The sequence below is a fragment of the Paraliomyxa miuraensis genome, assembly GCF_026337845.1.
GTDB lineage: Bacteria > Myxococcota_A > Polyangia > Nannocystales > Nannocystaceae > Paraliomyxa > Paraliomyxa miuraensis.
On the sequence record NZ_JAOVZF010000135.1, the window covers coordinates 55,009 to 80,555 of the forward strand.

The 25,547-nt window shown below is 68.9% G+C and carries 21 protein-coding genes, 1 tRNA gene and 1 pseudogene; 13 read left to right on the forward strand and 10 right to left on the reverse strand.

What is annotated here, in order from left to right; translation table 11 throughout:
- Positions 1–57: 57 nt before the first annotated feature.
- Together OEB96_RS05525 and OEB96_RS05530 are read right to left on the reverse strand one after the other, a co-directional pair.
- Positions 58–867 carry a hypothetical protein gene (locus OEB96_RS05525; RefSeq protein ID WP_266214390.1) on the reverse strand — a complete coding sequence of 270 codons (810 nt, stop codon included), beginning with the start codon at positions 865–867 and terminating at the stop codon, positions 58–60.
- Positions 864–2,987, reverse strand: coding sequence for a M1 family metallopeptidase (locus tag OEB96_RS05530; protein ID WP_266214391.1), 2,124 nt, complete (start codon positions 2,985–2,987; stop codon positions 864–866). The genes OEB96_RS05525 and OEB96_RS05530 overlap by 4 nt, the downstream gene beginning before the upstream one ends.
- Before the next feature lie 191 nt (positions 2,988–3,178).
- Here OEB96_RS05530 and OEB96_RS05535 point away from each other — a divergent pair, with 191 nt between their 5' ends.
- The 8 genes and pseudogenes from OEB96_RS05535 to OEB96_RS05570 all read left to right on the forward strand — a co-directional run bounded on the left by OEB96_RS05535 (position 3,179) and on the right by OEB96_RS05570 (position 7,984).
- Positions 3,179–3,895 (forward strand): DNA-binding response regulator, encoded by a 717-nt coding sequence (locus tag OEB96_RS05535; protein WP_266214392.1) that lies wholly within the window; start codon positions 3,179–3,181, stop codon positions 3,893–3,895.
- An 81-nt stretch (positions 3,896–3,976) separates the two neighbouring features.
- Positions 3,977–4,540: a tRNA (adenosine(37)-N6)-threonylcarbamoyltransferase complex ATPase subunit type 1 TsaE gene (tsaE, locus tag OEB96_RS05540; protein ID WP_266214393.1), complete on the forward strand. Its 564-nt coding sequence runs from the start codon at positions 3,977–3,979 to the stop codon at positions 4,538–4,540.
- Positions 4,541–4,879: 339 nt separating this feature from the next.
- Positions 4,880–5,074 (forward strand): hypothetical protein, encoded by a 195-nt coding sequence (locus OEB96_RS05545; protein WP_266214394.1) that lies wholly within the window; start codon positions 4,880–4,882, stop codon positions 5,072–5,074.
- A 300-nt stretch (positions 5,075–5,374) separates the two neighbouring features.
- Positions 5,375–6,100: a hypothetical protein gene (locus OEB96_RS05550; protein WP_266214395.1), complete on the forward strand. Its 726-nt coding sequence runs from the start codon at positions 5,375–5,377 to the stop codon at positions 6,098–6,100.
- Positions 6,101–6,215: 115 nt separating this feature from the next.
- Positions 6,216–6,779, forward strand: coding sequence for a TVP38/TMEM64 family protein (locus OEB96_RS05555; protein WP_266214396.1), 564 nt, complete (start codon positions 6,216–6,218; stop codon positions 6,777–6,779).
- Positions 6,780–6,923: 144 nt separating this feature from the next.
- Positions 6,924–6,997 (forward strand) — tRNA-Pro (locus tag OEB96_RS05560).
- Positions 6,998–7,189: 192 nt separating this feature from the next.
- A pseudogene (locus OEB96_RS05565) lies at positions 7,190–7,534 on the forward strand (alpha-2-macroglobulin family protein); the annotation flags it as partial.
- A 135-nt stretch (positions 7,535–7,669) separates the two neighbouring features.
- Positions 7,670–7,984, forward strand: a complete 315-nt coding sequence (locus OEB96_RS05570) for a type I restriction-modification enzyme R subunit C-terminal domain-containing protein (protein ID WP_266214449.1) — start codon at positions 7,670–7,672, stop codon at positions 7,982–7,984.
- A gap of 456 nt (positions 7,985–8,440) precedes the next feature.
- Here the strand turns inward: OEB96_RS05570 and OEB96_RS05575 are convergent, their stop codons facing one another.
- On the reverse strand, positions 8,441–8,803 hold the full coding sequence (locus tag OEB96_RS05575) for a hypothetical protein (protein ID WP_266214397.1): 363 nt from the start codon (positions 8,801–8,803) through the stop codon (positions 8,441–8,443).
- 39 nt (positions 8,804–8,842) lie between these two features.
- On the opposite strand from OEB96_RS05575, the gene OEB96_RS05580 reads away from it, so the two are divergent.
- On the forward strand, positions 8,843–9,667 hold the full coding sequence (locus OEB96_RS05580) for a hypothetical protein (protein WP_266214398.1): 825 nt from the start codon (positions 8,843–8,845) through the stop codon (positions 9,665–9,667).
- Between the two features lie 2 nt (positions 9,668–9,669).
- Positions 9,670–10,746: a hypothetical protein gene (locus OEB96_RS05585; RefSeq protein WP_266214399.1), complete on the forward strand. Its 1,077-nt coding sequence runs from the start codon at positions 9,670–9,672 to the stop codon at positions 10,744–10,746.
- A gap of 687 nt (positions 10,747–11,433) precedes the next feature.
- On the opposite strand, the gene OEB96_RS05590 is transcribed toward OEB96_RS05585, so the two are convergent.
- Positions 11,434–12,675 (reverse strand): FHA domain-containing serine/threonine-protein kinase, encoded by a 1,242-nt coding sequence (locus OEB96_RS05590; protein ID WP_266214400.1) that lies wholly within the window; start codon positions 12,673–12,675, stop codon positions 11,434–11,436.
- 56 nt (positions 12,676–12,731) lie between these two features.
- Here OEB96_RS05590 and OEB96_RS05595 point away from each other — a divergent pair, with 56 nt between their 5' ends.
- Both OEB96_RS05595 and ald read left to right on the forward strand, forming a co-directional pair.
- On the forward strand, positions 12,732–13,508 hold the full coding sequence (locus OEB96_RS05595; RefSeq protein WP_266214401.1) for an HAD family hydrolase: 777 nt from the start codon (positions 12,732–12,734) through the stop codon (positions 13,506–13,508).
- 46 nt (positions 13,509–13,554) lie between these two features.
- Entirely contained in the window at positions 13,555–14,664 is a 1,110-nt protein-coding gene (ald, locus tag OEB96_RS05600; RefSeq protein WP_266214402.1) for an alanine dehydrogenase, read from the forward strand.
- A gap of 13 nt (positions 14,665–14,677) precedes the next feature.
- On the opposite strand, the gene OEB96_RS05605 is transcribed toward ald, so the two are convergent.
- The 3 genes from OEB96_RS05605 to OEB96_RS05615 form a co-directional block, all read right to left on the reverse strand.
- Positions 14,678–15,091 (reverse strand): hypothetical protein, encoded by a 414-nt coding sequence (locus tag OEB96_RS05605; protein WP_266214403.1) that lies wholly within the window; start codon positions 15,089–15,091, stop codon positions 14,678–14,680.
- 281 nt (positions 15,092–15,372) lie between these two features.
- Positions 15,373–15,810, reverse strand: a complete 438-nt coding sequence (locus OEB96_RS05610) for a hypothetical protein (RefSeq protein WP_266214404.1) — start codon at positions 15,808–15,810, stop codon at positions 15,373–15,375.
- A 5-nt stretch (positions 15,811–15,815) separates the two neighbouring features.
- A complete protein-coding gene (locus OEB96_RS05615; protein ID WP_266214405.1) occupies positions 15,816–17,699 on the reverse strand; it encodes an RHS repeat domain-containing protein in 1,884 nt (627 codons plus the stop codon).
- A 541-nt stretch (positions 17,700–18,240) separates the two neighbouring features.
- On the opposite strand from OEB96_RS05615, the gene OEB96_RS05620 reads away from it, so the two are divergent.
- Entirely contained in the window at positions 18,241–18,837 is a 597-nt protein-coding gene (locus OEB96_RS05620; protein WP_266214406.1) for a DNA topoisomerase family protein, read from the forward strand.
- A 69-nt stretch (positions 18,838–18,906) separates the two neighbouring features.
- Here the strand turns inward: OEB96_RS05620 and OEB96_RS05625 are convergent, their stop codons facing one another.
- Genes OEB96_RS05625 through OEB96_RS05635 form a run of 3 tightly spaced genes read right to left on the reverse strand, consistent with a single transcriptional unit; the run spans position 18,907 to position 25,502 of the window.
- Entirely contained in the window at positions 18,907–19,311 is a 405-nt protein-coding gene (locus OEB96_RS05625; protein WP_266214407.1) for an SMI1/KNR4 family protein, read from the reverse strand.
- A 12-nt stretch (positions 19,312–19,323) separates the two neighbouring features.
- Positions 19,324–19,914, reverse strand: a complete 591-nt coding sequence (locus OEB96_RS05630) for a hypothetical protein (protein WP_266214408.1) — start codon at positions 19,912–19,914, stop codon at positions 19,324–19,326.
- Between the two features lie 41 nt (positions 19,915–19,955).
- Positions 19,956–25,502 carry an RHS repeat domain-containing protein gene (locus OEB96_RS05635; RefSeq protein ID WP_266214409.1) on the reverse strand — a complete coding sequence of 1,849 codons (5,547 nt, stop codon included), beginning with the start codon at positions 25,500–25,502 and terminating at the stop codon, positions 19,956–19,958.
- Positions 25,503–25,547: the final 45 nt, after the last annotated feature.

Sequence of the window (25,547 nt, forward strand, 5' to 3'; positions counted from 1 at the left end):
AGCCGCGAAGAGGCGGTTTTTCTCACGAGGCGATGCCGACCGACCCGCGCGCGTCGTCTAGGCGTCGGCCGCGGCGTCCTCGACGACGATGCCGATCCGCCAGAGTCCCAGGCCCAGGCTCACCAGCGCCAGGATGCGTGGGATCCACGGCGAGCCGCCGCCAAAGCCCGCCAGGCCCACCCACAGGATCGTCGCGCTCGTCGCCAGCTGGCCGAGCCCCAGCAGTACCCCGGGGATCAGCAGCCGCGGTCGCCGGAGCACCCGGACGAACCCGCGCCACGCCGTCCGCGGGTGCCAGGGCGCCGCGTCGTGCTCGACCACGGCCACGCGCGTCGCATCGAGGGCCACGCCCGCGCACAGCCACGCGAGCCCGGCGGCGATCGCCAGCGCCAGCGGCGGCAGGGAGCGGGCCGCCATCACCACCGCCAGCATCAGGACCGCCCGCAGCAGCCCGTGCCACAGCGACTGCACCACCACCGCGGGCACCTTGGCCAGCGCCCGCGAGCCCAGCGCCTCCGCCGACCGATGCCCAGCCAGCCGCGCGATCACCAACGGCGACAGCACCACCCAGGCCAGGGCCGAGGTCACCGTCCCGCCCAGCACCGCCATCGAGAACCCGGCCCCCGCCGCGGGATGCAGGCGCATCAGGTCGATGACCGCGAACACCATCGCATCGGGATCGAGCGCGTCGAACGGGCCCAGCAGGGCGCTCACCACCACCTCCACATGGGCGCCCGCCGACCACGCGATGACGAGCATCAGCCCCCACGAGCCGAGCCACAGGCCCGGGGCTCCCAGCAGGCGGCGCAGCCCCCCGACCACCGTGCGCATGGCCGCGTGCATGGCCGCGTGCATGGCCGCGCTCATGGGCCGAACGCTCCTCCCAGGGCCAGCGCCGAGGCCTCGGCGAGCCGGCCCAGGGCCTCGGGGGTCGACCGCGGGGGACGCTCGTCCTCCGCGTAGCGGGTGTCGTCGTGGCGCTGGGCCTCGAGCACCAGCTTGCGATCGGGATCGAGGGTGGCTCGCACCACGCGTCGGCCCGGCCATCGCAGCACCCGATGGCGCCCGCGCCCGTCCCACAGCACGCGCTCGCGCGTCCCGTCGGACAGCTCGACCTCGACCTCCACCGGGATCACGAACTCGCCGCGGCGGTACACGACCACGATGCCTTCGAGATCTTGTGCGGGCCAGCCCCCGTCGGGCGGGGGCGGAGGAGGCTCACCGCCGACGAGCGCATCGTGCTCGTCGCGTCGCCAGCCCGCCTCCGGGTGGAGCATGGGCCGGTTGGTGAGCGCGTGGATGCGAAAGTCCAGCACCACCTCGGAGCGCAGCGCCTGGTCGAAGTACTCGGACAGCCGCAGCGCAATGGGCTGGCCGTCCTCGCCGTGGCCCAGCGTCACCGACGAGCCCAGCGTCTCGATGAACGTGGCCTCGAGGTCCGCGCCCGTGGGGTGCTCGAAGGCAAAGCGCGTCGCGTAGCGGTGCATCGCCTCGTCGAAGCGCTCGGCCCCCACCAGACGCCGCAGCGTCATCAGGGTCGCCGCCGTCTTTTGGTAGGTGGAGCCCGAGTAGCTGCCCACCAGCGGCGAGAACCGATCCGCCGCCTGATCCACCGGCTCGAGGAAGCCATGGCGGCCCTGGGCCAGCCGCATCGCCTCCGACAGTCGCAGCGGGTGTCCGGCCACCGTGGCCAGCCATGGATCGCCGTCCTCTTGCGCCCCGTACCAGTCGACGTAGACCAGCCCGTTGCTGAACGTGTTGAGCCCCTCGTCGAGCCACGGCTGCGAGAATTCGTCGCTCGCCAACAGTCCCTGGAAGTACTGGTGCCCGAACTCGTGGATGGTGGTGAACTGCCCGCTCATCCGCTCGGAGAACCCCAGCCCCTGCAGCAGCGGCGGCAGCGGCTTGACGGGGCTGGTGGTGTAGAGCGTGGGGTACTCCATGCCCATCGCCCCCTCGGCCCCCTCGGGCGGCTCCACCAGGGTGATCGTGGACCACGGGTAGGGCCCAAAGCGCGCCTCCATGCTCGCCAGCGCCGCGCGCTGGGCCCGAAGGTGCACGTGAGCCGTGTCCGCATGATCGCGAGGCACCAGCGCGCGGATGCGAATGCCCTCGTAGTCGTCCCAGGCCTCCACCAGATCGGGCCCCGCCGTCCAGGCGAAGTCGTGCACCATCTGCGCGCGGTAGCGAAGGCGCTGCCGCGAGCCCTCGTGCGCCTCGCTCACGCGGATTCCGGTGGCGCCCACCACCAGATCGCCGGGCAGATCGAGCTCGACGTCGTAGTGCCCGAAGTCGGCGAAGAACTCGCTATAGAGGGTGAAGGGGTGGGCGCGCCACGTTCCGTCGGGCATCAGCACGCCCGGCTTGGGGAACCACTGGCCCGCCATCACGTAGCGCTCGTGGAAGCCCGTGCGGGCGAACACCCGCGGCAGCTGGGTGATGAACGCGAGCTCGAGCTCCACGGCCTCGCCGGGCGGCACGGGCTGGTCGAGCCACACCGTCATCAGCGAGGGCTCGTCGGCCTCGGCGTGGCGCAGCGAGATGCGGGCCGGCTCGCCATCGCTGCCCCCGTCGCCGCCCACGCGCTCGGCCGTGCGCACGTCGACGTAGCCCCACGGATGCTCGGCGTCGAGCTCCTGCCCCCGGTGCTTGCCGCGGGCTTGCTGCATCCACGCCGTGTCGGGCGCCCGAAAGCCGTTCATGTAGAGGTGGAACGGGATCCGATCGACCGGTGCCGGTCCGTGGTTGCGCCACGTGATGCGGGCGCGGCCGTCGATCTGATGCAGCTCTTCGTCGTAGCGGGCCGTCAGCGCGTAGTCGGCCACCCGCGCCTTCGGGGGGATGGGCCCCCGCCGATCGGCTGGCCGTAGCGGATCGGTGGGCTCGGGGACCGGCGCATGCGGCAGGGGCGGGGGCGGGGACGGAGCACAGGCCCCAAGGGCGCCCGCGAGCGCCAGGGCCCACCGCCGCGTGCGTGCCGGATCCACGCCCGATGCGTACACCGGGGGCGGTGTGGGGGCAACGGGCTTCCGGTGTCAACCTCCTCATGCGCGTCCGGCACTGGCCTGGTCTCGGGGCCTGGCCCTGGCCTGGTCCCTGGCCCTGGCCCCGCACCGTTGCTTGGGCTGATAATCGCCCACGTGCGCATCGCCGGTGCCCCGCACGAGAGGACGAGCCCGTGAACGAGCTGGTCGCGTCCATCCTCCTGGCCGAGGACGATCCCGTGATCGCGCGTCTGCTCGGACAGCTGCTCATCGATGCCGGTCATCACGTGGTCGGTACCGTGGGGCGCAGCACCGATCTCATCGCGGCGCTCGAGCGCGATCGGCCCGACGTGCTGCTGCTCGACATCGGCATGGAGACCGACACGGCCGGGCTCGATCTCGCAGAGTCCGATGTGATCCCCGAGCAGACCTCGATCGTGTTCGTGTCGGGCCGCTCCGACGAGGCCACCATGCAGCGGGTCCAGCGGATCGCCCCCGCCGGCTTCGTGGTCAAGCCGTTCACGGCGCAGCAGGTGCTCGCGGCCGTGCGCGTCGCCCTGGGGCAGGCGCGGCAGCCCACTCCGGTGACCGAGGACGCGGCACGGCAGCTGACGCTGGCCCGCGACGTGCTGTCGAAGATCGCCCAGGAGCTCGAGCGCGTCGCCTCGCTGCTCTCGGTGGGCGTCCAGGAAGAGCGACGGCTGCGCGAGCTGGTCGAGCTGAGCACGCTGTCGCCGAGGGAGCGCGAGGTGCTGCGCGGTCTGGTCAATCACAAGCGACCCATGTCGATCGCCAAGGACCTCTACATCAGCCATCACACCGTTCGAAACCACCTCAAGTCGATCTTCACCAAGCTCGGCGTCCACTCCCAGGCCGAGCTGCTCGAGAAGGTGCTCGAGCCGCCGTCCTGAGTGCATCCGAGCGCGACGGGAGGGCCCGCGATCCGATCGGGCTCCCCGAGCGCGAGCGCCGGGAGTAAGCTCCCGCCCGCGATGGAGCGCGCAGGTCTGTCCGAGCCCGAGCTCACCGCAGCCGCCCGGGCCCTGGGCGCGCTGCTGCAGCCCGGCGACGTGGTGCTGCTGCGAGGGCCCATGGGGGCCGGCAAGACCACCTTGACCCGAGCGCTGGCCGAGGGCTTGGGGGTCGATCGTCCCGACCGGGTGCGGAGCCCCACGTTCAACCTCTGCCTCGTCCACCACGGGCCGCGATCTCTGGTGCACGTGGATCTCTTCCGTTTGGCCGACGACGAGGGACCGGTCGCCGGCTCGGTGGGTGCCGCCGCCTTCGAGGCCCTGGGATTGGCCGCCATGATCGAGGGGGAACCCCTCGAGTTCGGGGCGACCCCGGTCGTCTTGGTGGTCGAGTGGGCCGACCTCTGGGCCGACCCTCCCGCGTCCGCCCTCTGGATCGAGATCGGCCTGGATTCCACGAATTTGGCCCATAGAACGCTGATCGTGAGACCGACCGGCGAGCGTCCACGGGCTCTGGTGGCGGCGTGGGAGCGGGCGATCGGTCGAGCCGACCCACCCTCGTTGGCCCATGGGCGCCGTCCATGACGGCCCGCGAGCGGGTCGCGGTCGATCGTCATCATCGTGATCCGGCTCGCACGACGAACGCATTGCCGACCCGCGGGACGGCCCACGGCGGGCCTGCGAACGGCGGGAGGATCTCGCCCGGGGGCCTCCCTAGCGCCCGAATTTTTGGCTTGGCCCCGCGGTTTTTCGCTTTTCAAGCCCGTAGGGGCGGGTTTATCGTCCGCTCCGAGCTGAGCGCTCCGCCACCCCGCGGAGCCGTCGACCGCTCCCCAATCCCACGAATCGTGGCCCCAGGGCCCCCAAGGTCGCAAGGCCACCAACACACCACGACTCAGCGTACTCGCTCAGGATCAACACATCATGGCCAAAGCGTCCAAGCCCAAGGAAATCGTCGTCGTCGGCTCGAAGGTAAAGGAAGTCATCAAGGAGGCGGGTCTCCGCTCCGATGGTGAGCTCGTCCAAGCCGTCTCGGACAAGGTGCACGAGCTGCTCGAGGCCGCCATCGCGCGCTGCCAGGGCAACAACCGCAGCACCGTGCGCCCGCACGACCTGTAGGCGCGACCTCCTGCGTGGGTCTCGTGGCCCGCGCGTAGAGCCGAAGGGCCGTCACGCAACGCGTGACGGCCTTTCTTGTTTTGCGCCCCGCAGGCGGCGAGCTGCGAGCAGGGAGCGAGGTTGCCCCCGGAGGGGGCATGGGTTGGGCATTTCGTGAGGCTCTACTCGGATCGCCCCGCAGGCGGCGAGCTGCGAGCAGGGAGCGAGGTTGCCCCCGGAGGGCATGGGTTGGGCGTGAACGCGGGCGCGCGGTGGATCGGGGTATGTCGTGGCCCCGGGGTCGGCGTATCCTCAGGACCAATGAACGCCCGGGACGCCCTGCTGCACGCCGCAAGCTCCTACCTTCGTGCTCATCCCGAGGAGCTGACCCGGATCCTTCGCAATGCGCTCGGGCTTCGCTTCGGGGTTCCGATCGCAGGGCTTCGTTGGCTGGCGGGCCAGGCCGGCGACGGCGGACCCAAGGACGTGGTGATCGAGCCGTGCCCGCCGGGCATCTCGGTGGCCGCCACGGTCGAGCTGATGGGCACGATGGTCCGGGCGCAGACCAAGATCTACATCGATCGGATCCTCATGTCGGCCGAGGAATTGCGGCTCGAGGTCCGGCTCGAGGGCACGACGATGACCGTGCTCGGCGACGCCGAGTCGCCGGTCGCCGCCCTCATCAAGTCCGGCGCGCTCGACCTCACCAAGAGCGGCAACCTGGCCGCCCACCTGCCCGGGCTCTCGCGCCTGCTCGGCGAGTCCACCGGCAACCGACTCGTCATCGACCTGATGAAGCACCCGGCGATCGGCAAGAACCGCGTGGCTCGACGCGTGCTGGGGCTGGTCTCCAGCGTGGTCACCGTGCACGGGGTCGAGAGCGACGACGGCCACCTCGACGTGCTGTTGCGCGCGTTTCCCCGAGGCATGGGCGGGGCCGCGCGAGCGGTGCGCGACCACCTGTTCACGGACGGCCCGCCGTGGATCCGCGGCATGCTGCCCGGTCGCAGCAACAGCAGCAGCAGCGAGCCGCGCCGCGGCTACTGACCGCTCGCCCGATCGGCGCCGAGCGCTCGCCTCGAAACGAGGTTGGGAGCCCGGGTCGACCGCCCCGGGCAATCGACCCTGGACGCCGCGCGGCGTGCTGCTAGGGTCGGCGGTGGTGGGTCCACGCCGCGCCCGGCTCCTGGTGGGCCTGCTCTACCTCGCGCTGTTCTGCGTGGTCGTGGCCCTCGACGTCTCCGCGGCCGAGGGCCAGGCGTGGCTGCGGCAGGCCGGTGGGTGGGGGCTGTTGGCGTTCGTGATCGCGTTCGCCTTGCTGCAGCCCCTGGGCATGGCCTCGCACCTGTTCGTCGTCGTCGCCGCGCTGGTGTGGTCGCCCTGGGTGGCGCTCTCCACCTCGTGGATCGGCGCGCTCGCGGCTGGCTGCGTGGCCTTTGGCTTCTCCCGCTACGTCGCTCGCGAATTCGTGCAGGCCCGCCTGCCTGGCAAGCTGCGGCCCTGGGACGAGCGCCTGGCCACTCGGGGCTTTCGCACCGTGCTCACCATGCGCCTTCTGTTGTTCACCTTCGGCCCCATGCAGCTGATGTTCGGGGTCTCGCGGGTTCGCTTCGCCTCGTTCGTGGCCGGCAGCGCGCTGGGTCTGTTGCCCATGCTGGCCGTCGAGACCTTCGTGGGGGGCAGCGTCGTCGAGTGGATCTGGCCGGGGTCGGGCTCGCAGCCGTGACCGAGGCCATGGGCAGGGGCCAGCGAGTCCAGGGGACGCTCGAGGGTTGAGTGCGGGCTCTCCGCGCACGAGCGCTGTGCTGCCGCAATGGCCGGAACCCCGTTGACGGACCCCATCCCCCCTTGCTAGAAGCCGCCTCCCGATCGGGGCGTAGCGCAGTCTGGTAGCGCGTTCGGTTCGGGACCGAAAGGTCGGAGGTTCGAATCCTCTCGCCCCGACAGGAAATCTCGCTGCTGCGGTGATCGCCAGAGCATCCCGACGACGATCACCGCAGCAGGGGGCCCCTTTCCGAAGGCACACGCACCGGACGAGCGCGAGGCGGCGGTACTCGTCGACTTCGACGGGGTCCAGGGGGGTGGCGGCTCGGCGGTCAGGGGGATCGCGAGTCCGAGGCCGCTGACGGTGAGCACGGTTCATCGTCCGAGCTCGATGGGGTCGCGCTCGAGGCGGGCCAGTGCTGTGCGCTCGAGGTGGTGGTGGAGACCGACGCGCCGCAGCTCGCGATCGAGGTGCCGCTGCCGGCCGGGCTCGAAGCCATCGACACGCGGCTGGGCCAAGGGACCGAGGTGCAGGCGTTCGGCGTGCTGTGTTGCGGGTACTGGATGAGCCACGAAGAGCTGCGCCGCGATCGCGTGGTGCTCTACGCCGACGAGCTGCAACCGGGGCGGTATGTGCGCGAGAGCGCGGTGACCAGGGCCACGTGCGTGGTCGGGCAGGGCACGACGTGCTCTACATCTCCGTCCACGAGATGCTGACCCAGCTCCGCGCCGCGAGGGCAGCCTCGACAAACGCTGCTCGGCCGAGGACCGGGCGGCGGCCAGTCGCTGCGCGAGATTACGCATGGGCTGGCCGAGGCGATCGATCTGGATCGCCAGCTCGAGGGCAAGACGCTGGCCGACTGGGTGCCGCTGGTGCGGTTCGCGATCGGACGGGAGACGGAGTTGGTGCCGTTCTCGGTGGGCGTACGCGGGCGGTTCGAACGGTGGTTGGTCGAGCAGGACGCCAGCGGGCGGCGGTTCGACGACGAGCAGCGGCGTTGGCTCGAGATGATGGTCGAGCACGTTGCGGGGAGCCTCGGGATCGAGGTGGAGGATCTGGATCTGGCTCCGTTCGTCGGCGAAGGCGGGGTCGGGCGCGCGGGGACGGTGTTCGAAGGGAAGGTGGCGGGGGTGATGCGGGGGCCGACGCAGGCGCTGGTCGGGTGAGCGGCGGCGGCCGCGACATCGGCGCGGCGGACGACGCCGGATCACACGAGCACGGAAGGCCGATTCAGGGGTTGCTTGATGGCGAAGGGCGATGACGACGTCCGAGACGTCGACTCCGCCCATCCATGTATTGGAACTGAAACAGCCATCCGGTCGGCGCTCATGTCGAGTCGACGCTCTTCGGGTAATCGCAGATGCCACGTGCCAACGATGGTGCAGGCTCGTGTGGCGAGAAAAGAATGACACGAGCGAGCCCCATCGAGCGACGCGTTCATCGCCGAGCCTCGCATGGACTCCCGCCGCGCCATGGATCACGGCCAGACTGGGGTCGCCGTACCTGTCGCCGGGGAATGAACATCGGGGGTTGCACGCCGGTGACGATGGCGAACGGTGGCAGCCATGCGTAGCCAGGTAGTTCCAACGGCGGTCCGCTTCGTGCCGCTCGTCACTACTCTGTCATGCGGCGGGCCGCCCCAGGCGGAGGACCCGGAGTATGAGACCGTCACCGCGACCGACGGCCTCTGGACCACGGGCGGCGCACTCGATGACGGTGCCGACGATGGTGGACCACGAGCAGTCGAAGCGTTCTGCCTCTTCGATCCGATCGACGATCTCTACGGGTATCGATACCAATGCGACGGTTTCGTGGCCGTCGACTTCGTGGTCGAGCATCCGTTCGAGGGATCCCCCGAGATCGGCTGGGCAGATCTCGTCTTCGGCCCCGACGCCGATGGCGACAGCTATGCCGATCCGCTCGTGATGGGCTGCTGCCCATTGTATCGGAACAACGATCTGTACTGCGCGCAGCCACACGACCACGCATGCTGGGTCGACCTCGTCGAGCAGGGCTGCCGCTCGATGCCCGACAAGATCGAGGCATACGCATGGAATGCCTTCCCCGACGCAATCGACACGGCCAAGCGCACTGCGGTCTTGAAGATCGCCGAGTACATTGACGAGCATCAGGTCGATTGCGTGGTCGCATTCCGGGACGACACCGGGCTCTCCAGCACGCCGCCAGCGTGCAGCGCCGACGGCAACAGCCTCGACTTCGGCGGTCTGCTCGAAGTCGGCGCCTGGTCCTTCGATCCTCCGGGTCTCGTACAGAACGTGTCGATCTCGATCGCGGCTGCGGAGATGTACGGCATCTCTCCCATCGACCCACCCAGTCCGGAGGTCTGCTCGTCAGCGGACGAAAACGACGGAACGCTATTCCGCGAGGTCGATCCGCCCGACGATGCGGTCGGGCTGCACCTCGTCGCCGGCAGCGCGTCGGTCGATGGCCCATCCATCGGTGGAAGCGCCGTGCTCGACACGGCGAGCACCCTCGCGATCAGCGACGGCGCGCTCGAGGAGCTCTCGCTGCACTCGTCGCAAGCGCTCGTCACTGCCCAAGGAATGACGATCCCCCTCGATGGTGCCCATCTCCGTCTATGGGAACGCGCCGACGGCGTTGGGGAGGCGTCGACCCTGTCCATCGCGCCGGGCACTGCGCGATTCGTCGCTGGTGTATCTGCGCTGGGCGAGAGCCGATACGTCGACGACCTCACGAATGCCACGGCCATCACCATCGCGCAGGAACCCGATGGATGGCTCGTGCTGCCGTTCGATGTCATCGTCAGTGACGGCGAGACAGCCGCGGTGGTCCAGATTGGCAACACACAGTGGCAGCTCGACGGATGAGGATGTCGCGGTGGGCCGGGGTCGCCGTGTGCTGCGGCATGGCCTGTGCTCCCCCGCAGGACGAGAGCCCCCCAATCGTCTGGAGCGGCGAGCATCTCGACTTTGCGCCGCAGGACGCCGCCGCCGAGGTGTGTGCCGGTACGCTGCCCTACATGGATCGATACATGGGTCTTGCTGGTGCAGCGCTCGACGTCGAGGTTCCACGTACGCTCTACGTGCTCGGCTCGGAGGAAGAACCGAACCCGTGCAACGCCATTGCTTGCCAGCTCGGTGACACGATCTACACGAGCCAAGCCCCGCACGAGCACGAGCTGATCCACGCGGCACGGCAATCCGATCCATCCGCCTATCGATTCTTCGAGGAGGGCGAGGCCGTGGCATTCGGGGGCGATGCCAAGCGGGCCTTCAACGACCCGACCACATGGGGGTCCATCCGCGACGGGCTCGAGTCGTGCGCCGGCGGCGTGCCGCTCGCGGACCGCTGGTACCCGCGAGCGGGGCACCTCTATGCCTATCTGCGCCGCCGCCACGGAGCACACGCCACCGACGAGTTGATGCGAACGGTGCCACGCAACGCAACCCAGGACGAGGCCATCGCGGCTCTCGAGGAATCGACCGGCTTGGCGTTCGACGACATGATCGCCGACCTGGAAGCCTTCGATCCGTTTTGCGAGCAACCCCTCTGGTTCCGATATCCGCTCCATCCGTGCGACGCCCCGGAAGCACTGCGTCCGCGCTGCGATGGCGACATCGCAATCCCGGTTGGGATCTCGCTTGGCTGCGAGTCCACGACGGCCTTGGGGCCACGCGACGATGAGGTCTTCGGCTACGTCGCAATCGACATCCCCACGGATGGCGACTACCGCATCCAAGCGGCCCCCACGGGGGACGCCCACGGCATGATCGAGATCAAGGAGTGCGCACTCGGATGTTCGTCGCGCTTCGTCGCCTTGCCCTACCGTGAGCTCGACTTCGAGGTCTGGCTACCCGCCGGCCGCTACTCCCTCCGATTCTCGCGCGATGCCGATGGGGCCGATCCTTCCCCCATGGCCGTCACGATCGCAGGCGATTGCCCATGAGTGAAGAGCTGACCCGCCCCGATGGCCAGCGCTCGAAAGAGGACCCATCGAGTCTTCGGAGGTCTTGAGGCTCCCGTTCTTCGACGAGGGGCACTGCGTGATCGAGATCGAGTGGCCCGTGGGTCAGGATCTCGACGTCGACTGGAGCGACAGCTCGTGCGACTGACCCGCCCGCCCATGACCGGGGTGGCCGCTCCCATGACCGCTTCTGGCCGCCCATGACCGGGGGTCGCTGCTCCCATGACCGCCTCCGGTCGCCCATGACCGGGGGCCACCGCTTCCATGACCGCCTCCGGCCGCCCATGACCGGGGGTCGCCGCTTCCATGACCGCTCCCAGCCCCCCATGACCAGATGGAAGGCCCGCCCCCAGGTCACGGACCGCCCCCGGAGCCCCGAGCCCCTGCGCCTTTGCCGCTAAATCGGCAAACGTTTGCCGATTTGCCCCGGCGCACTAGCGGCCTACGAGCCAAGGGCGGCGGGGCGAGCCCAAGGGCGGCGTCCCGCCGCTACGGGAGCGCGGACGCGGGGATATCACGCTGCTCGCCGACCTGTTCCTGGCTCGGGTAGCGGCGGAGTCCGGCCGGTCGCTGCGCTTCGACGAGTCGGCCTATGCCCTATGCGGCGCTCACGGACAAGGGCGGCGGCCCAAGGGCGGGGCTAGCTTGCCCGCGACGGTTGCGGGGGGCCTAACCAGTCACCACTGCCATGCGCGTCGAGCCCACCGAGAACTCGTCCTCGCGGCCGAGCTCCACCGCGGTGTGGACGACGCGGTCGTTGACCTTGACCGAGCCGTCGTCGTGCAGCGGTCGCAGGTGCGGCCGGCCGGGTGTGCCGCCCCACTCGAGCACCGCGTGCACGCGGGGGACCGAGTCGTCGCGCAGCTTGATCTCGCACCGTCGCCCGCTGCCGATGCGGTAGCTCCCCGGAAGGAACAGCCGCTCCACCACCGTGTCGTCGGGGTTCAGCACCCGGAGCTTGGCGGCCACGTGGATGCCCATGTCTCGGTGCAGCACCAGGCCCAGCACGTTGGCGAATGCACCGGCGTTGGGAGGCCGCTTGTCGGGATCCTTGTCCAGCGCCCGCGCCACTCCCCGCACCAGCGAGTCGGGCAGGCCCTCTCCACCCGGGCATCGATCGAGCGGCACCGCGGGGCGTCGGGCGTGCGCCCGCAGCCACTCGGTCGGCTTGTGCCGCAGCTCTTCTCGGAGCGCGGGCAGGGGAGTCTGGGGAAAGAACGGCGTCCTCGCGGTGAGCAGCTCGTAGAGGATGGTGGCCAGGCTGTACACGTCGCTGGCCGGCGTCAGCACGCGGGTCCGCAGCTGCTCGGGCTGCGAGTAGTGGGGCGTGCCCACGATGAGGTGGGACTCGGAGGCATCGATGCCGACCACCGGACTGCCGTCCCACGAGCGCGCCAGCCCGAAGTCGAGCATCTTGACCTTGCCGTCGTGCTCGATGAACACGTTCTCGGGCTTGACGTCGCGATGCACCACCCCCATCGCGTGGGCCTCGGCCAGGCCCAGGCATGCCTGGTGGACGATGGTCACCGCGCGCACGGGGTCGAGCGGCTCGTCGAACCGGTGCTCCTGCTCGAGGGTCTGACCGTACAGCAAGTCCATCAGCAGGTAGATGTGCCCGTCGGGACGCAGCCCACAGTCGAACGTGCGCACCACGTGCGGGTTGGTCAGCGAGCGCAGGATCGTGATCTCCCGCAGCGCCCGCTGGGCCTGCTCACCGGAGCTGACCGGCTCGCGGGTGAGCTTGAGCGCCAGTCGCTCGGGATAGCCGGGGGTCTCGACCTCGTAGACGTGCGCAAACGAGCCCGTCCCCAGCACGCGATGGATCCGAATGTTGCCGGCGTAGACGTCCCCGGGCTGGAGATCGAGCGGCATGTGCTGTACCTCTTGGGCCCCGGTTCGCGACCCTATCATCGTTCTTCCGGCTCCGGGCGTTCTTCCGGCCCGGGGGACGTATCCCCGACCTCGACATGGCCCTCGATTCCTCCGACCCGGTGCTCGTCCCGCTCTCCAGCCTCGACGTCCCCACGCGCGGCCGCCGGCTCGGTCCGATCCGCGTGGTCGCCACCGACGTCGATGGCACCCTCACCCGCCACGGCGCGCTCGACCCCGAGGTCGTTCGCGTCATCGCCGCATTGACGGCCGCCGGCGTCGAGGTCGTGCCCATCAGTGGCCGCCCCGCCGGCGAGGTGCTGGGCCTGTGCCGCTATCTGCCGGGGGTGACCCGGGCGATCGCGGAGAACGGCCTGCTCGAGGTGATCCCCGATCGCCCCCCCCGGTGGCTGGCCGAGCCCACCGACCAGGCCCAGCTCCGCGCCGCGGGGGAGCGGCTCGACCCTGGCCTGCGGCTGGCGCCCGACCACCCGTTTCGGCTGGGCGACGTGGCCTACGAGCGCGACGGTCGAGGCCAGGAGGAGCTGCAGCGCCTGCGCGACGAGGCGGCGGCCCTGGGCGTGTGCATGATCTGGTCCAGCGTCCACGTGCACCTCACTCCCCAACCGCCCGACAAGGGTCAGGGGCTCTTGCGGTTCGCCAGCGACCATGGGCTCGAGCCCGCGACGATCCTCACGATCGGCGATGCCCCCAACGACGAGGGGCTGTTCCGCCCCGGTCGCTTCGGGGTCACCGTGGGCACGGCCGACGTGCCGTCGCAGCGGGCGGCATTTCGTTTCCTACCCGCTTACGTCACTGAGGGCGGCGAGGCCGAGGGCTTCCTCGAGGTAGCCGCCGCCTTGCTGCATCGGTAGTCTGCGCGCGCCGTTGGGCCGACGTGGCGACGGGCAGGTGTTTGTCATGCTGATTGGCGTCCCCAAAGAGATCAAGACCCACGAGTACCGCGTGGGCATCAACCCCGAAGGCGTGCGTCGGCTCGTGGCGGCCGGGCACCAGGTCAAGGTGCAGAGCACCGCGGGCATCAGCTCCGGCTTCTCCGACGAGACCTTCCAGTCCGTCGGGGCCACCATCGCCGAGGATGCGGCCGACGCATGGGCGGCCGACATGGTGATCAAGGTCAAGGAGCCGCTGCCCGCCGAGTTCGGGTTCTTCCGCGAAGGGCTGGTGCTCTACACCTACCTGCACCTCGCCGCGTTCCCCGAGCTCACCCGCGAGCTGCTCGCCAAGAAGGTCACCGGCGTGGCCTACGAGACCATCACCGACGATGCCGGCGGGCTGCCGCTCTTGCGTCCCATGAGCGAGATCGCGGGCCGCATGGCCTCGCAGGTCGGTGCATCCTGTCTCGAGCGCGAGAAGGGCGGCAAGGGCCTGCTGCTCGGCGGGATCCCGGGCACGCGTCGCGGCCACGTGGTCATCCTCGGCGGCGGCGTCGTGGGGACGGCCGCTGCTCGCATCGCCATCGGCCTCGGCGCACGCGTGACGGTGTTCGACGTCAGCGCCGAGCGCATGAACTACCTCGAGGACGTGTTCGGCAACAGCATCGAGACCCTCTACTCCAACCCGGGGGCCATCGAAGTCGAGGTGGCCCAGGCCGATCTGGTCGTGGGTGCCGTCTTGGTGCCCGGCGGTGCGGCGCCCAGGCTCATCACCCGCGAGCACCTGCGCTCGATGGAGGATGGCTCGGTCGTCGTCGACGTCGCCGTCGATCAGGGCGGCTGCATCGAGACCTGCCGGCCCACCACGCACGATGCCCCCACCTTCGTGGAAGAGGGCGTGGTCCACTACTGCGTGGCCAACATGCCGGGCGCCGTCCCGCAGACCTCCACCACCGCGCTGACCAACGCCACCTTGCCGTGGGCGCTGGCCCTGGCCGGTCACGGGGTCGAGGCCGCGGCTCGGGCCTCCGTGCACCTCGCGCGCGGCCTGAACACGTACAAGGGCGCGTGCGTGTGCGCACCCGTGGCCGAGGCGCATCAGCTCGAGTACATCGGGCTGGAGAAGCTGCTCTAGGAGCGAGCGCCGATCACCAGGACTGGTACTTGGCACCGAGGGCCGCGGCCGCGTCCGAGTCGGCCACGGTCATGCACGCCTTGAAGAGCGCGCGAATCCCCGCTTGCGTGACGTCGGCGAGGGGGATCAGGCCGCGGACCTGGATGTAGCCGTCCTCCTCGACGTAGCCGACGTTGGCGCTCTTGGGCAGGGCCGCATTCTTGGCGGCGATGTCGGCGTAGAGGGCGTCGATGTCGGCGTCGACGTCGACGTCGGAGACGCTGATGAAGATCCGGATGTCGTCGTGGTGGACGCCGCCCTGGACCGTCCGTCCCTCGAGGTTGGTCGACCACCAGTCGGAGGCGTCCGCGGCCGCGGCGGGGTCGATCCCCAGATCACGCCAGAGCGCCTCGAAGGCAGCGATCATCTCGTCCTGGGTCATGGTCATGCGAGCATCGAATACCACGGGTCCGCGCGGCCGTGGTGAGTTTATTGGCGGATCTCGTACTTGATGTTCGCGACGCCCTCTTGACCAAGGCTGCCGCCTTGCAGATGCCACCTGGCTGCGCCTTCGCTGCAACCGATGGCCTTGTATTGCGAGCTGGCACCCGTGCGAACATTCGTTGCCCAGACCGGGAAGACCAAGTGTGCGAGCTACTCCGCTGCCGCAGGGCCGATGCCTGGAAAATTGCGGTCAGGGAACCTGGCAATAACGGCGTTGCTAGTTCGCTACGTCGCGTGGATCTCGAGTTGATGAACAAGAGATCTCCACGCAGACACATAATCCTTCAATAGTGCTGTAAAGGTATATTGGTGAAGGAATCGGCGGTCCAGGTGAGGTGTGTGCAGGACATTCATACGAACTTCGTCCTGGACGAGAGTGCTCGTAACTTCCAACTCTCCGTCCCCGATGTGCACGAAATGCGGATATTGCCCTGCGACAAGGCCGGGAAGGTCGTCTAGCGCGTCACACAGAAAGACGATGTCGTCCTCCACGGCAAGCTGGGCTACGAACACTCGCTCCCAGGAAAGCTGAAAGGCGATCAAGCCCTTCTTTACCATCCGGTCCATGATCTCTGGACCCGACATGGTAATCGGGTGCTCAGCAGTGATCGCCCGCGTGTCGAACGCGACCGTGAATGCGTTTCCAACCAGGGGGGCTCCCATTGGACCTACTCAATCGGGTACGTGTGCCAAACAGGTTGTCTTCCGCCCTTCTTGGGAACCGTAATGGCCTGGGTTGCCTCTCGAATCATGACCCCTCCGTTTGGTAGTGCATGGATGACTTGCCCGTCTCCAGGCGAGATTGGGACGGTCTTCTGACCGGGAGTCGCTCTGCCCGCGGCACGCTCTGCGGCGTCGACGGATGTCCAACGCCCTTGTGGCTTCTTCGTGCTTTGTGCACGGTCGATGACTTTCCCAATCGGAGTATCCGGCGCATGAGGCCCTTGTGTGAGATCGCGCTTGAGGACGTTCCCCTTTGTCGCTCGATGGACGTCGCCCGCCGCGTCAGCGACGTCCCCCACCGCATCGACCGCATCCCCGAGTCGCTTGCCAGCCTTGCCGCCGGGGATGAGGCTGAGCAGCCCCTCGGCCCCGGAGGACATGAGCACGTCGAGGGTGTCCTCGCCATTGTCGAGCCGTTGGACGGCATCGTACACCGACTTCAGCGTCGATACGACCGGGATGAAGTCGGTCCCGATGTCCGCCGCGGTGCGGGCCAAGTCGTCGATCGGGGTGTCCCAGATGTAGACCGGGCCGCGCTTGGTCACGCTGCCCGAGCACGCGGAGATCTCGGCACACATGTCCGGGGTCACTCGGATCGTGAATTCGGGTGTGCCTCCCGGTTGGCCGGAGTCGTCGCGGCGGCGGGTGTGGCCGGCCGTGTGCGGGTTGTGGCTCGGGCCGCCCTGGCCGATCCCGTTGTACGCGTCGAACATCGCCACGGCGCGGTTCCACGAGTCCAGCGCGGAACTCGGGGAGTTGGGATCGGGGACGACGATCGGGTGGTAGCAGTGGGTCTCGCTGTCGCACAGTCGCGGCAGCGCCCGCACGTCGTCGTCCGAGCTGCCGAAGCTCCCGGCGTAGCCCGTGGGATCGGTCGCGACCAGCGGCCGGTTGTGCACGTAGCTCCAGCGGTTGTACGCCTGACCGTCGAGCGGCGAGACCACCAGCGGGTCGGGCGAGAAGAACCTCCCGAGCACGGGGTGGTACATGCGGCCGCCCATGTCGACCATCCCGGCGTCGAGCCGCGCGGGGTGACCGGTGAAGCCAACGCCGAGCAGGTCGAGCACGTCCTCGTCGATCGGCTGCGTCCAGTCCTCCGCGTCGCGGGCTTGGCCCCATGGGTCGAACGAGGCGCGGCGGATCACCGCGCCGGTGTCGTCGGTGACCACGTCGGTCGAGCCGAGGTGGTCGTCGTGCAGGAATTCGATCGCATCGTTCCACACCCCGGATCCCGCCGGCTCCCCGAACTTCGTGAATCCCCCGATCCCTGGCGTTCGCACGATCTGCGCCACGGTGCGCCCGGCCGCGGGCACGCGGTACGTCAGCCGTAGCGCGCCCGCGACCTCGCGCCGCTCGTAGAGGCCCTGCACCACCACCGTGAGATCGTCCTCGAGCGCCGAGTGCCGCGAGAACCGATTGCCTTGGGCGTCGTAGCGGAAGTCGAGAGTCTCCGCGCCGTCGACGACCTGCCGCACCTTGTCGAACGGCGTATACGTGAGCGTGCGGCCGCCATGATCGACGACGTTGCCGCGGGCGTCGTAGCCCATCAGCACGGGTACGCCGATGCCGTAGGCGAAGAGCCGCCCATCCTCGTAGACATAGCCGCCCACGTCGGTCTTGTGGGTGATGTTGCCGACGTCGTCATACGAGACGTCGACGACACTGCTGCCGAGCGCGGTGGTGACCGATGCCTGCGTCAGCCGCCGCAGGTCGTCGTGCTCGAACGCCTCCTGCTGCCCGTGCACGAGGTCGGAGCGCTGCTCGAGCTCGCCCCACGGGTGCCAGTCGTAGCCCAGGCTCTGGACGAGGTTGAAGGCTTCACTGAACAACGAATCTGGCGGGCCGGCTGACGAGCACACCGCCCTCGAGTGACCATGGGCGGGCTACGTACGCGCTTGAGCGGGTCAAATGAGAATCGAGCAGGACACCCGATTTCCAGGACGCAAGCATGCTCTCCCGGACGAATACTCCCCGCGATCCTTCGGCGCCCCCTCACAGCGGATGCGGCGGTTGCGCCAAATCGGCACACGTTTGCCGATTTTGCGGAGGATGCGCGGCTACACGACGGTGCCCAACCCCCCGGACGGCCGGCTCGCTCGGCTCCCGACCGCAGCGTCGGTCCAAGCTCGACCCGCTCTCTCTGCACCCGACCCCGGTGTCGATCCGTGCTCGCCCCCGTTTCTCGTTGCCCCACCCCCGCGTCGGGTCGAAGGCCGACCATCCGCATTTGCCCCCGACCTCGCCGTCGTCGGCAGACCGATCGGCTCTCTCCTCGCCCGACCTCGCCATCGCCGGCAGACCCACCGGCTCCCTCCTCACCCGACCCCGCCATCGTCGGCAGACCTACCGGCTCCCTCCTCACCCGACCCCTTGACCGCCCACATCCCGTGGCCGCTGCTGCCCGAGCTGGTCGACATGCGCTGCCCCGAGGACGGGTCGGACATGGTGATCCGCAACGGTCGCTTCGGTCCGTTCCTCGCGTCGGTCGACTATCCGAAGACCACCTACGTCATCAACCTCGACAAGAAGGGGGGCATCAAGTATCCGGTGCCTCCGCCGCTGCTCACGGAGCTTGCGTGTCCCAAGTGGGAGGCGCCGCTGAACCTGCGCCGCGGCAAGCGAGGGCCGTGGCTGGGGTGCTCGAGGTTCCCCAAGTGCCGCGGGCGTCAGGCGTGGAGCAGCATCGACGAGGCGGAGCAGGCGGTGCTCGAGCGGGAGCTCGAGGCGCACGAGCAGAAGCATCCGGTGCCGGTGATCACCCATCGTGATGGCAAGGTGACCCCCGAGGGGACGCCGGTGGTAGCGCTGGTGATTCCCGGGGGGGTGGCGGAGCTCGAGGTGCATCCGGAGGCGGTGGCGGAGCTCGGCGGTGGCGAGGGGGACGGGGGGCTGGTGCGGGGGAATGGGCCCGGGTTTCGGCCAAGTGCCGCGAGAAACGATTGCCCTCGGCGTCGTAGCGGACCGTGACTGATCAGTGGGCCCTTTCCCAGAGCGTTCGCAGCCACCCGTTCGCTGCGGCATCCGCAGCCGTGGTTGTCACTCTCTCCGATTGAGCATCTCGGCGGTCGAGCGGAAGACGGTCTCGACGCCATCCTCGTCCATGCGCCAAACGAATACCTCGTCCTTGAGCCGGGTTGGGTCGCCTTCTTCGGGCAAGAGAAGGAGGCAGCTTCCATTCAGACTCGCGAGCACGACCCCGGTTTGAGGGAACCACTCCATCTCTCGGAAGCTCATGGTTTCACGAACGATGTCGTTGGACGTTCGAACCATCTTCTTTCTGTCGCTCGTGTCCAGGAACGGGTGAAGACTCCAAAGGTCGTCGAGGGCCTGTACTTCACCGCCGTTTCGGTTCTTCATTCCAACAACGAAGTCGATGGGGAACCGGACTCCGAGGTTCTCTTCCGTCGCACGAATCGCATCTATGCCAATGGGCCAGGACATTGCTCGTCTCCCCTATGGGCGCCTCGTGCGCCGCCGAACGGATTCTTCGAGTCGGTTCAAGTCCGTATGCTGGAGCCTGGAGTTGCTGTAGTCGAACCCCTCGCGCGCCGGCGTGGAGCGGCCATGCGCTTGAACGTAGCCTGGAGGGTTTCTCGGTAGAGGCGAGCCATTGCCCGACTCGATACGCCTACGCTCGTTCTTCAACCATCCGCGAACATGCTTGGGCTGCGTCGGCTCAAACTCGTTGACCTCCAACCAGTCCACGCGGTTCTGGCGCCCTTGCTTGGCGCCACTCGTAATATGGGAGCCCCTCGCCGCCTTCCGCAGGTCCCCGGCCGCGTCTGCGACGTCCGCGGCCGCATCGACGGCATCCCCGAGTCGCTTGCCTGCCTTGCCGCCGGGGATGAGGCCGAGTAGCCCCTCCGCCCCGGAGGACATGAGCACGTCGAAAGTGTCCTCGCCATTGTCGAGCCGCTGGACGGCATCGTACACCGACTTCAGCGTCGACACGATGGGGATGAAGTCGGTCCCGATGTCGACCGCGGTGCGGGCCCAGTCGTCGATCGGGGCGTCCCAGATGTAGACCGGGCCGCGCTTGGTCACGCTGCCGGAGCACGCGGAGATCTCGGCACACATGTCCGGGGTCACTCGGATCGTGAATTCGGGTGTGCCTCCCGGTTGGCCAGCGTCGCTGCCGTGACGCGTGTGGCCGGCCGTGTGTGGGTTGTGGCTCGGGCCGCCCTGGCCGATGCCGTTGTACGCGTCGAACATCGCCACGGCGCGGTTCCACGAGTCCAGTGCGGAGCTCGGGGAGTTGGGATCGGGCACGACGATCGGGCGGTAGCAGTGGGTCTCGGCGCCGCACAGCCTCGGCAGCGCCCGGACGTCGTCGTCCGAGCCACCGAAGCTCGCGGCGTAGCCGGTGGGATCGGTGGCCACGAGCGGCCGGTTGTGCACGTAGCTCCAGCGGTTGTAGGCCTGACCGTCGAGGGGTGAGACCACCAGCGGGTCGGGAGGAAGAACCTCCCGAGCCGCGGGTGATACATGCGACCGCCCATGTCGACCAGGCCGGCGTCGAGCCGCGCGGGGTGGCCGGTGAAGCCCACGCCGAGCAGATCGAGCACGTCCTCGTCGATCGGCTGCGTCCAGTCCTCCGCGTCGCGGGCCTGGCCCCACGGGTCGAACGACGCGCGGCGGAGCACCGCACCGGTATCGTCGGTGACCACGTCGGTCGAGCCGAGGTGGTCGTCGTGCAGGAATTCGATCGCATCGTTCCACACCCCGGATCCCGCCGGCTTCCCGAACTCCGTGAATCCCCCGAGCCCTGGCGTTCGCACGATCTGCGCCACGGTGCGCCCGGCCGCGGGCACGCGGTACGTCAGCCGTAGCGCGCCCGCGACCTCGCGCCGCTCGTAGAGGCCCTGCACCACTACCGTCAGATCGTCCTCGAGCGCCGAGTGCCGCGAGAAACGATTGCCCTGCGCGTCGTAGCGAAAGTCGAGCGTTTCGGCCCCATCGACGATCTGCCGCACCTTGTCGAACGGCGTGTACGTGAGCGTGCGGCCGCCGTGGTCGACGACGTTGCCGCGGGCGTCGTAGCCCATCAGCACGGGCACGCCGATGCCGTAGGCGAAGAGCCGCCCGTCCTCGTAGACGTAGCTGCCCACGTCGGTCTTGTGGGTGATGTTGCCGACGTCGTCGTACGAGACGTCGACGACGCTGCCCCCGAGCGCGGCGGTGACCGATGCCTGCGTCAGCCGCCGCAGGTCGTCGTGCTCGAACGCCTCCTGCTGCCCACTCACGAGGTCGGAGCGCTGCTCGATCTCGCCCCACGGGTGCCAGTCGTAATCCAGGCTCTGCACCAGGTTGCCGGGACTGTCGGTCTGCACGGTGGTGGGCAGGCCCGTGAGCGGCTCGTAGGTCCGGGTGGTTTCGAGACCATTGCCGAAGCGTTCGAGCGTGAGCCGACCGGCCTCGTCGGCCTGGAGTGCCGACCACAGCACCGTGGCGCCGCCAACCCTGACTCGGCGCAGATAGCCGGCTCCATCGTAATCATAGTCGGCGCGCAGGCCACGGTCTCCATCCACCGACGGGTAGTGCAGCGTCTGCAACCTGTCGCCGAGCCCGTAGTCGAAGTGCAGCTCCAGCGCCCCGGGCACCGTGAGCATGAGGTCGGACACCGTGACCGTGTCCAGGCGCCCGGAGGCGTCGTAGCCGTAGGTGGTCAGGATGTCGTCGGGGCCTTCGCTCGTGTGGAGTCGGCCGGGCCTGATGACGTCGTAGGTGTGCGTGGTGTCGCCGTCGGTGTCATGGCGCTCGAGCACGCGGCCGAGCGCGTCGTACTCGAACCCGATGACCTCGCCGGCACCGTCGCTTTGCTCGAGCAACTCTCCAAAGCCGTTGTAGAGGCGGGTTCGGGTGCCGAACGATGGATCTGTCTCGGCGACGATCCGGCCCGCCACGTCGTGCTCGTACGTACTGACCCAGGGCGTGTGCGGATCGGTGCAATCCCGACGGACCTCGCCGAGCACCCCGAAGGCGCCGTACTCGAAGCAGGTGCTCGTCCCATGGGGATCGATGCTCACCGCCACTCTCGAGGCGGCATCCGTCTGCAACAGCGAGGTCGCGTCGCTCTCGTCCGTGTGGGCGATCTGCAATCCCTTCGCCAGCAGTCCGTAGGCGAAGTACTCGTGGTCGCCGTCGGGGTGCTCGACGTCGGTCACCCGATCGAGGCCGTCGTACTCGGTGGTGATGTAGGCGCTCGGCTGCTCCGAGGCCCAGGTGGGGAGGCTTCGACGATGCACGCGACCGCGCCCGTCGTAGAGTGTGCTGACGTAGACCTCATCCCCATGGCCGCCCGTGTTGATGGGCACCTCGTCGAGCGCCTGCATGCCCCACCACGCCTCTTGCATCACGTGACCGGTGGCGCCGTAGTCGGTGGTGAGTTCCTGGCCATCGGGCGCGGTCGTCCGCACGCGCAGCGCCGACTCGATCTGGAACGTGTCATCGTGGACCGGGCCACCGAGCGCGTACTCGATCGTGGTCACGTGCCCATCGGGCAATCCCATCGGCGACACGCGTCGCTCGTGCCGGGTGGGTCGCAGGAAGCCGTCGTAGCGATGCACCCAGGTCACCCCGTCGGCGGCGACCTCGGCGACGGGTACCCCCGTGCCGGGCTCGTGGATCACCCAGCTCTCGTGCCCCGCCGCATTGATCATCGACTCGGGATGCACGCCCTCGGCGTCCCACGTGGTGGTGGTTGTGCGAACGTCGTCCTGGAGGTTGGTCAGGGTGGTCGTGATCACGTTGCCACGGCCGTCGTACCCATACGTGGTGTCGAGCCGCGCCACCGTGTCGTTGGGAGCAAAGGTCGAGCTGGTGACGGCCCCGGTGGCCGGATCGTAGGTTGCGGTGTGAGCACGCTCGACACACCCACCACCCACGCAGCTCTGCTCGCTCCACGCCTCGGCACGGCCCACGATCCACGCGGCCTGATCGTCGAGCATCGCATCGACCTCGTAGATCCGCTGCTCGGCGTCGTTGGTGGTCGTCGAGGAGACGATCGTGCCCAGGCCATCGCGCTCCTGCTCGATCGTGAGCCACTGGAAGCGCTCGCTGGGCCTGAACTCGCAGTCGATCGTGCAGCTCACGTCCCGCACGAACACGTCCACGTCCTGGCGTGCCGGGTAGGTGAATAGCGTGTCGCCACCCAGGCGAGGCTCGACCACGGTCTCGAGTTGCTGCTGCGTGCGGGTGAGCCAGTACTGCACCGCCCCCGCGTCGTCGACGACTCGGCGCTGCTCGAGTTGCTCCACCGGGCGACCGGCCGTGGGATAGTCGGCGTGCTGGTCGTCTCGATCGTAGGCGTAGCGGATCCACGTGTGGTGCTCGAGCTGCCCTTCGCGCCAGCGCTCGACCTCGCCGAAACCGAGCAGGCCCTGGCCCCACGCGTCGACCACGGCATCGTGGTAGGCGTAGCGGTCGACCTCGAGGTCGGCCTGCGGGTTGGCCTGCGTCGCATGCCGGGTGACCACGGCCATCGCCCCCTTGGCGCCCGTCCGCGGGTAGGTGTGCGGGCCCGAGATGCCGTGCGCGCCCGTCGTGGAGACGGTCTCGTAGTCGATCTCCACGATCGCCCCGAGCCCGTTGGTGATCGTCGTGACGCGGTTGTGCGGCTTGCTGTAGTTGGTGGCGAAGGTGTTGATGAGGTACGGCCAGTCGGTGGGGTTGTCCTCGACGTAGCCGAGGAAGGTGATCTGCGCGCGCTCGTGGACGGCTGGGGCGAGCGTCATCACCTGGAGCCGCGTGGCCGCCTCGGTCCGCTCGCGCCAGGTGGCGTCGTCGGTGTACGCGGGCCACCCCGATGGGATCCCTCCCACGGCATGATCGGTGTACGTGCCATCACCGTTGGAGACCACGGCCGTCCAGTCGCCGCCCGCGCCCGACGAGGGCAGCAAGAGGTCGACGATCCCGTCGAGATCGAAGTCGTAGAGCTGCGCGGCCACAAAGCCGAGCCACAGGTTGGCGTGCGGGTTGCCCTGGAAGACATGCATCGGCGAGCCCGGCACGAAGCCGTCGCCGGTGTTGACGTAGGGGCGGATCACCGTGGGGATGTTGGCCTCCACGTCGCTGCCACAGAGAATCCCGTCGTCCCAGTGCGCGCCGTCGTGAAGGCCGAGGGGCAGCTCGGGGTTGCCGGGGTGGTCGCCCGACGCGAGCTCGTAGCGCACGACGTCGACCAGACCATCGCCGTTGACGTCGGCGAGCTTGTCGAGCCCCAGCCCCGCGCTGGCGAGCGGACGACCGAAGGCCGCGCCCGCCAGGCCGTTGCGGCAGCGACGGTCGTGCCAACGCTGGTATTGATCACGCGGCAGCCCCGTGGGTTTCAGCGAGCCGGGAGGACCACCGGGTTCGAACGCGAGCGCGAGGTAGTCGGTGCGCTGATCCTCGGACAGCGGCAGGTACTCCTCGTGATACGCCTGCGGGCTCGCGAAGTCGGCCGGGACCGGCATGCCGGGACCCGTCGCGTAGGCAGGAACCACCAACAGCTCCTGTCGACCACCCCGAAGGCTGGTCACGAGCAGCTCGTCGTGCACCGAGCAGCCGACGCCGCTGTCGTAGGTGGTGAAGTGGTAGTGGCCCGAGGCCGCGGCCGGGTCGGGGCCGCGCTTGGCGAGCACCCAGCGCCCGCTCTTGTAGCCGTCGCCCTGGCACAACCACAGATCGGTCAGGCCGTCGCCGTCGTGATCGAGCGGGACCACGGTGTAGATCGGCGCACTCGTGAGCCCTGCATCTTCCTCGACGAACGACACGGGCTCGCTGAAACCGGGCGGGGCGGACTCGCCTTCGGGTGTGGCGGCGACGGCCACGACCACGTCCTGCGCGAAACGGTACCCCCATGCGTCGACCCATGGCCCGCCCGTGAGGTCGCGTCGGGGGATCAGCAGATCATCGCGTAGATCGCCGTTGGCCTCGATCACCATGATCGAGAACCCCGGCTGGAGCCGGTCGAGGTGCACCGCAGCGGCGGCATCGACGAGGGCCTGCTCCTCCTCGGCGGTGAGTTCCTCGTCGTCTGGCACCGCGGCCAGGGCCGCGTCCACTTCGGCCTCGATGAGCGCCTCCACGTACGCGTCGCCCTCGGGCAGCACCGTGGGCCACGACACGACGACCGGCGTGTCGAGCAGGTCGAACTGCGAGGTGCCGTCCCAAATCCTCCAGCCCGCGTCGGTGAAGTAGAGCAGGTCGTGATCGGAGTCGCCGTCGAAGTCGCCGACCAGCCGCGTGGGCGAGCTGGCGAACGGCACCGGATCGTCGACGAGTTCGGCGTCGGGCCCGAGGAACACGCCGTACGGGACGAAGCTCATCGAGAGCGAACCCGCAGCCCCGCCCGGAGCGCTCCACTCGAACGTGGTCTGGGGCAGGCATGCACCCGCGGTATCGCACTTCTTGACCCATTCGATCCGGCTGCGGCCGGAGAGCGGGTCGACATCGTAGTTCAGCACGTAGGTCGCGATCACCTGCGCGTAGGGCCCCTCGACGGTGATCGTCTCGAGCCGCTCGGTGCGACCCTGCACCACGCCCGCCACGTAGCCCCACGAGACATCGGTGCGAGCGACATAGTCGAAGCGAACGTGTCGTCGGCTCGCCTCCGAGCCCTTGCCCGCGTAGGCGATCTCGTCGAGCCGCAACGTATACGCATCGGAGCCCCCGGGCGGGCTTGGGAGCGTGATATC

Excerpts from the sequence above, each read along its gene's own strand:
- OEB96_RS05545 (WP_266214394.1), top strand. The coding sequence starts at position 4,880 with ATGGCCAAAGCGTCCAAGCCCAAGGAAATCGTCGTCGTCGGCTCGAAG.
- OEB96_RS05585 (WP_266214399.1), top strand. The coding sequence starts at position 9,670 with ATGTCGCGGTGGGCCGGGGTCGCCGTGTGCTGCGGCATGGCCTGTGCT.
- OEB96_RS05580 (WP_266214398.1), top strand. The coding sequence starts at position 8,843 with ATGCCCGACAAGATCGAGGCATACGCATGGAATGCCTTCCCCGACGCA.
- OEB96_RS05595 (WP_266214401.1), top strand. The coding sequence starts at position 12,732 with ATGGCCCTCGATTCCTCCGACCCGGTGCTCGTCCCGCTCTCCAGCCTC.
- tsaE (WP_266214393.1), top strand. The coding sequence starts at position 3,977 with ATGGAGCGCGCAGGTCTGTCCGAGCCCGAGCTCACCGCAGCCGCCCGG.
- OEB96_RS05610 (WP_266214404.1), bottom strand. The coding sequence starts at position 15,810 with ATGGGAGCCCCCCTGGTTGGAAACGCATTCACGGTCGCGTTCGACACG.
- OEB96_RS05550 (WP_266214395.1), top strand. The coding sequence starts at position 5,375 with ATGAACGCCCGGGACGCCCTGCTGCACGCCGCAAGCTCCTACCTTCGT.
- OEB96_RS05605 (WP_266214403.1), bottom strand. The coding sequence starts at position 15,091 with ATGACCATGACCCAGGACGAGATGATCGCTGCCTTCGAGGCGCTCTGG.
- OEB96_RS05590 (WP_266214400.1), bottom strand. The coding sequence starts at position 12,675 with ATGATAGGGTCGCGAACCGGGGCCCAAGAGGTACAGCACATGCCGCTC.
- OEB96_RS05525 (WP_266214390.1), bottom strand. The coding sequence starts at position 867 with ATGAGCGCGGCCATGCACGCGGCCATGCACGCGGCCATGCGCACGGTG.
- ald (WP_266214402.1), top strand. The coding sequence starts at position 13,555 with ATGCTGATTGGCGTCCCCAAAGAGATCAAGACCCACGAGTACCGCGTG.
- OEB96_RS05625 (WP_266214407.1), bottom strand. The coding sequence starts at position 19,311 with ATGTCCTGGCCCATTGGCATAGATGCGATTCGTGCGACGGAAGAGAAC.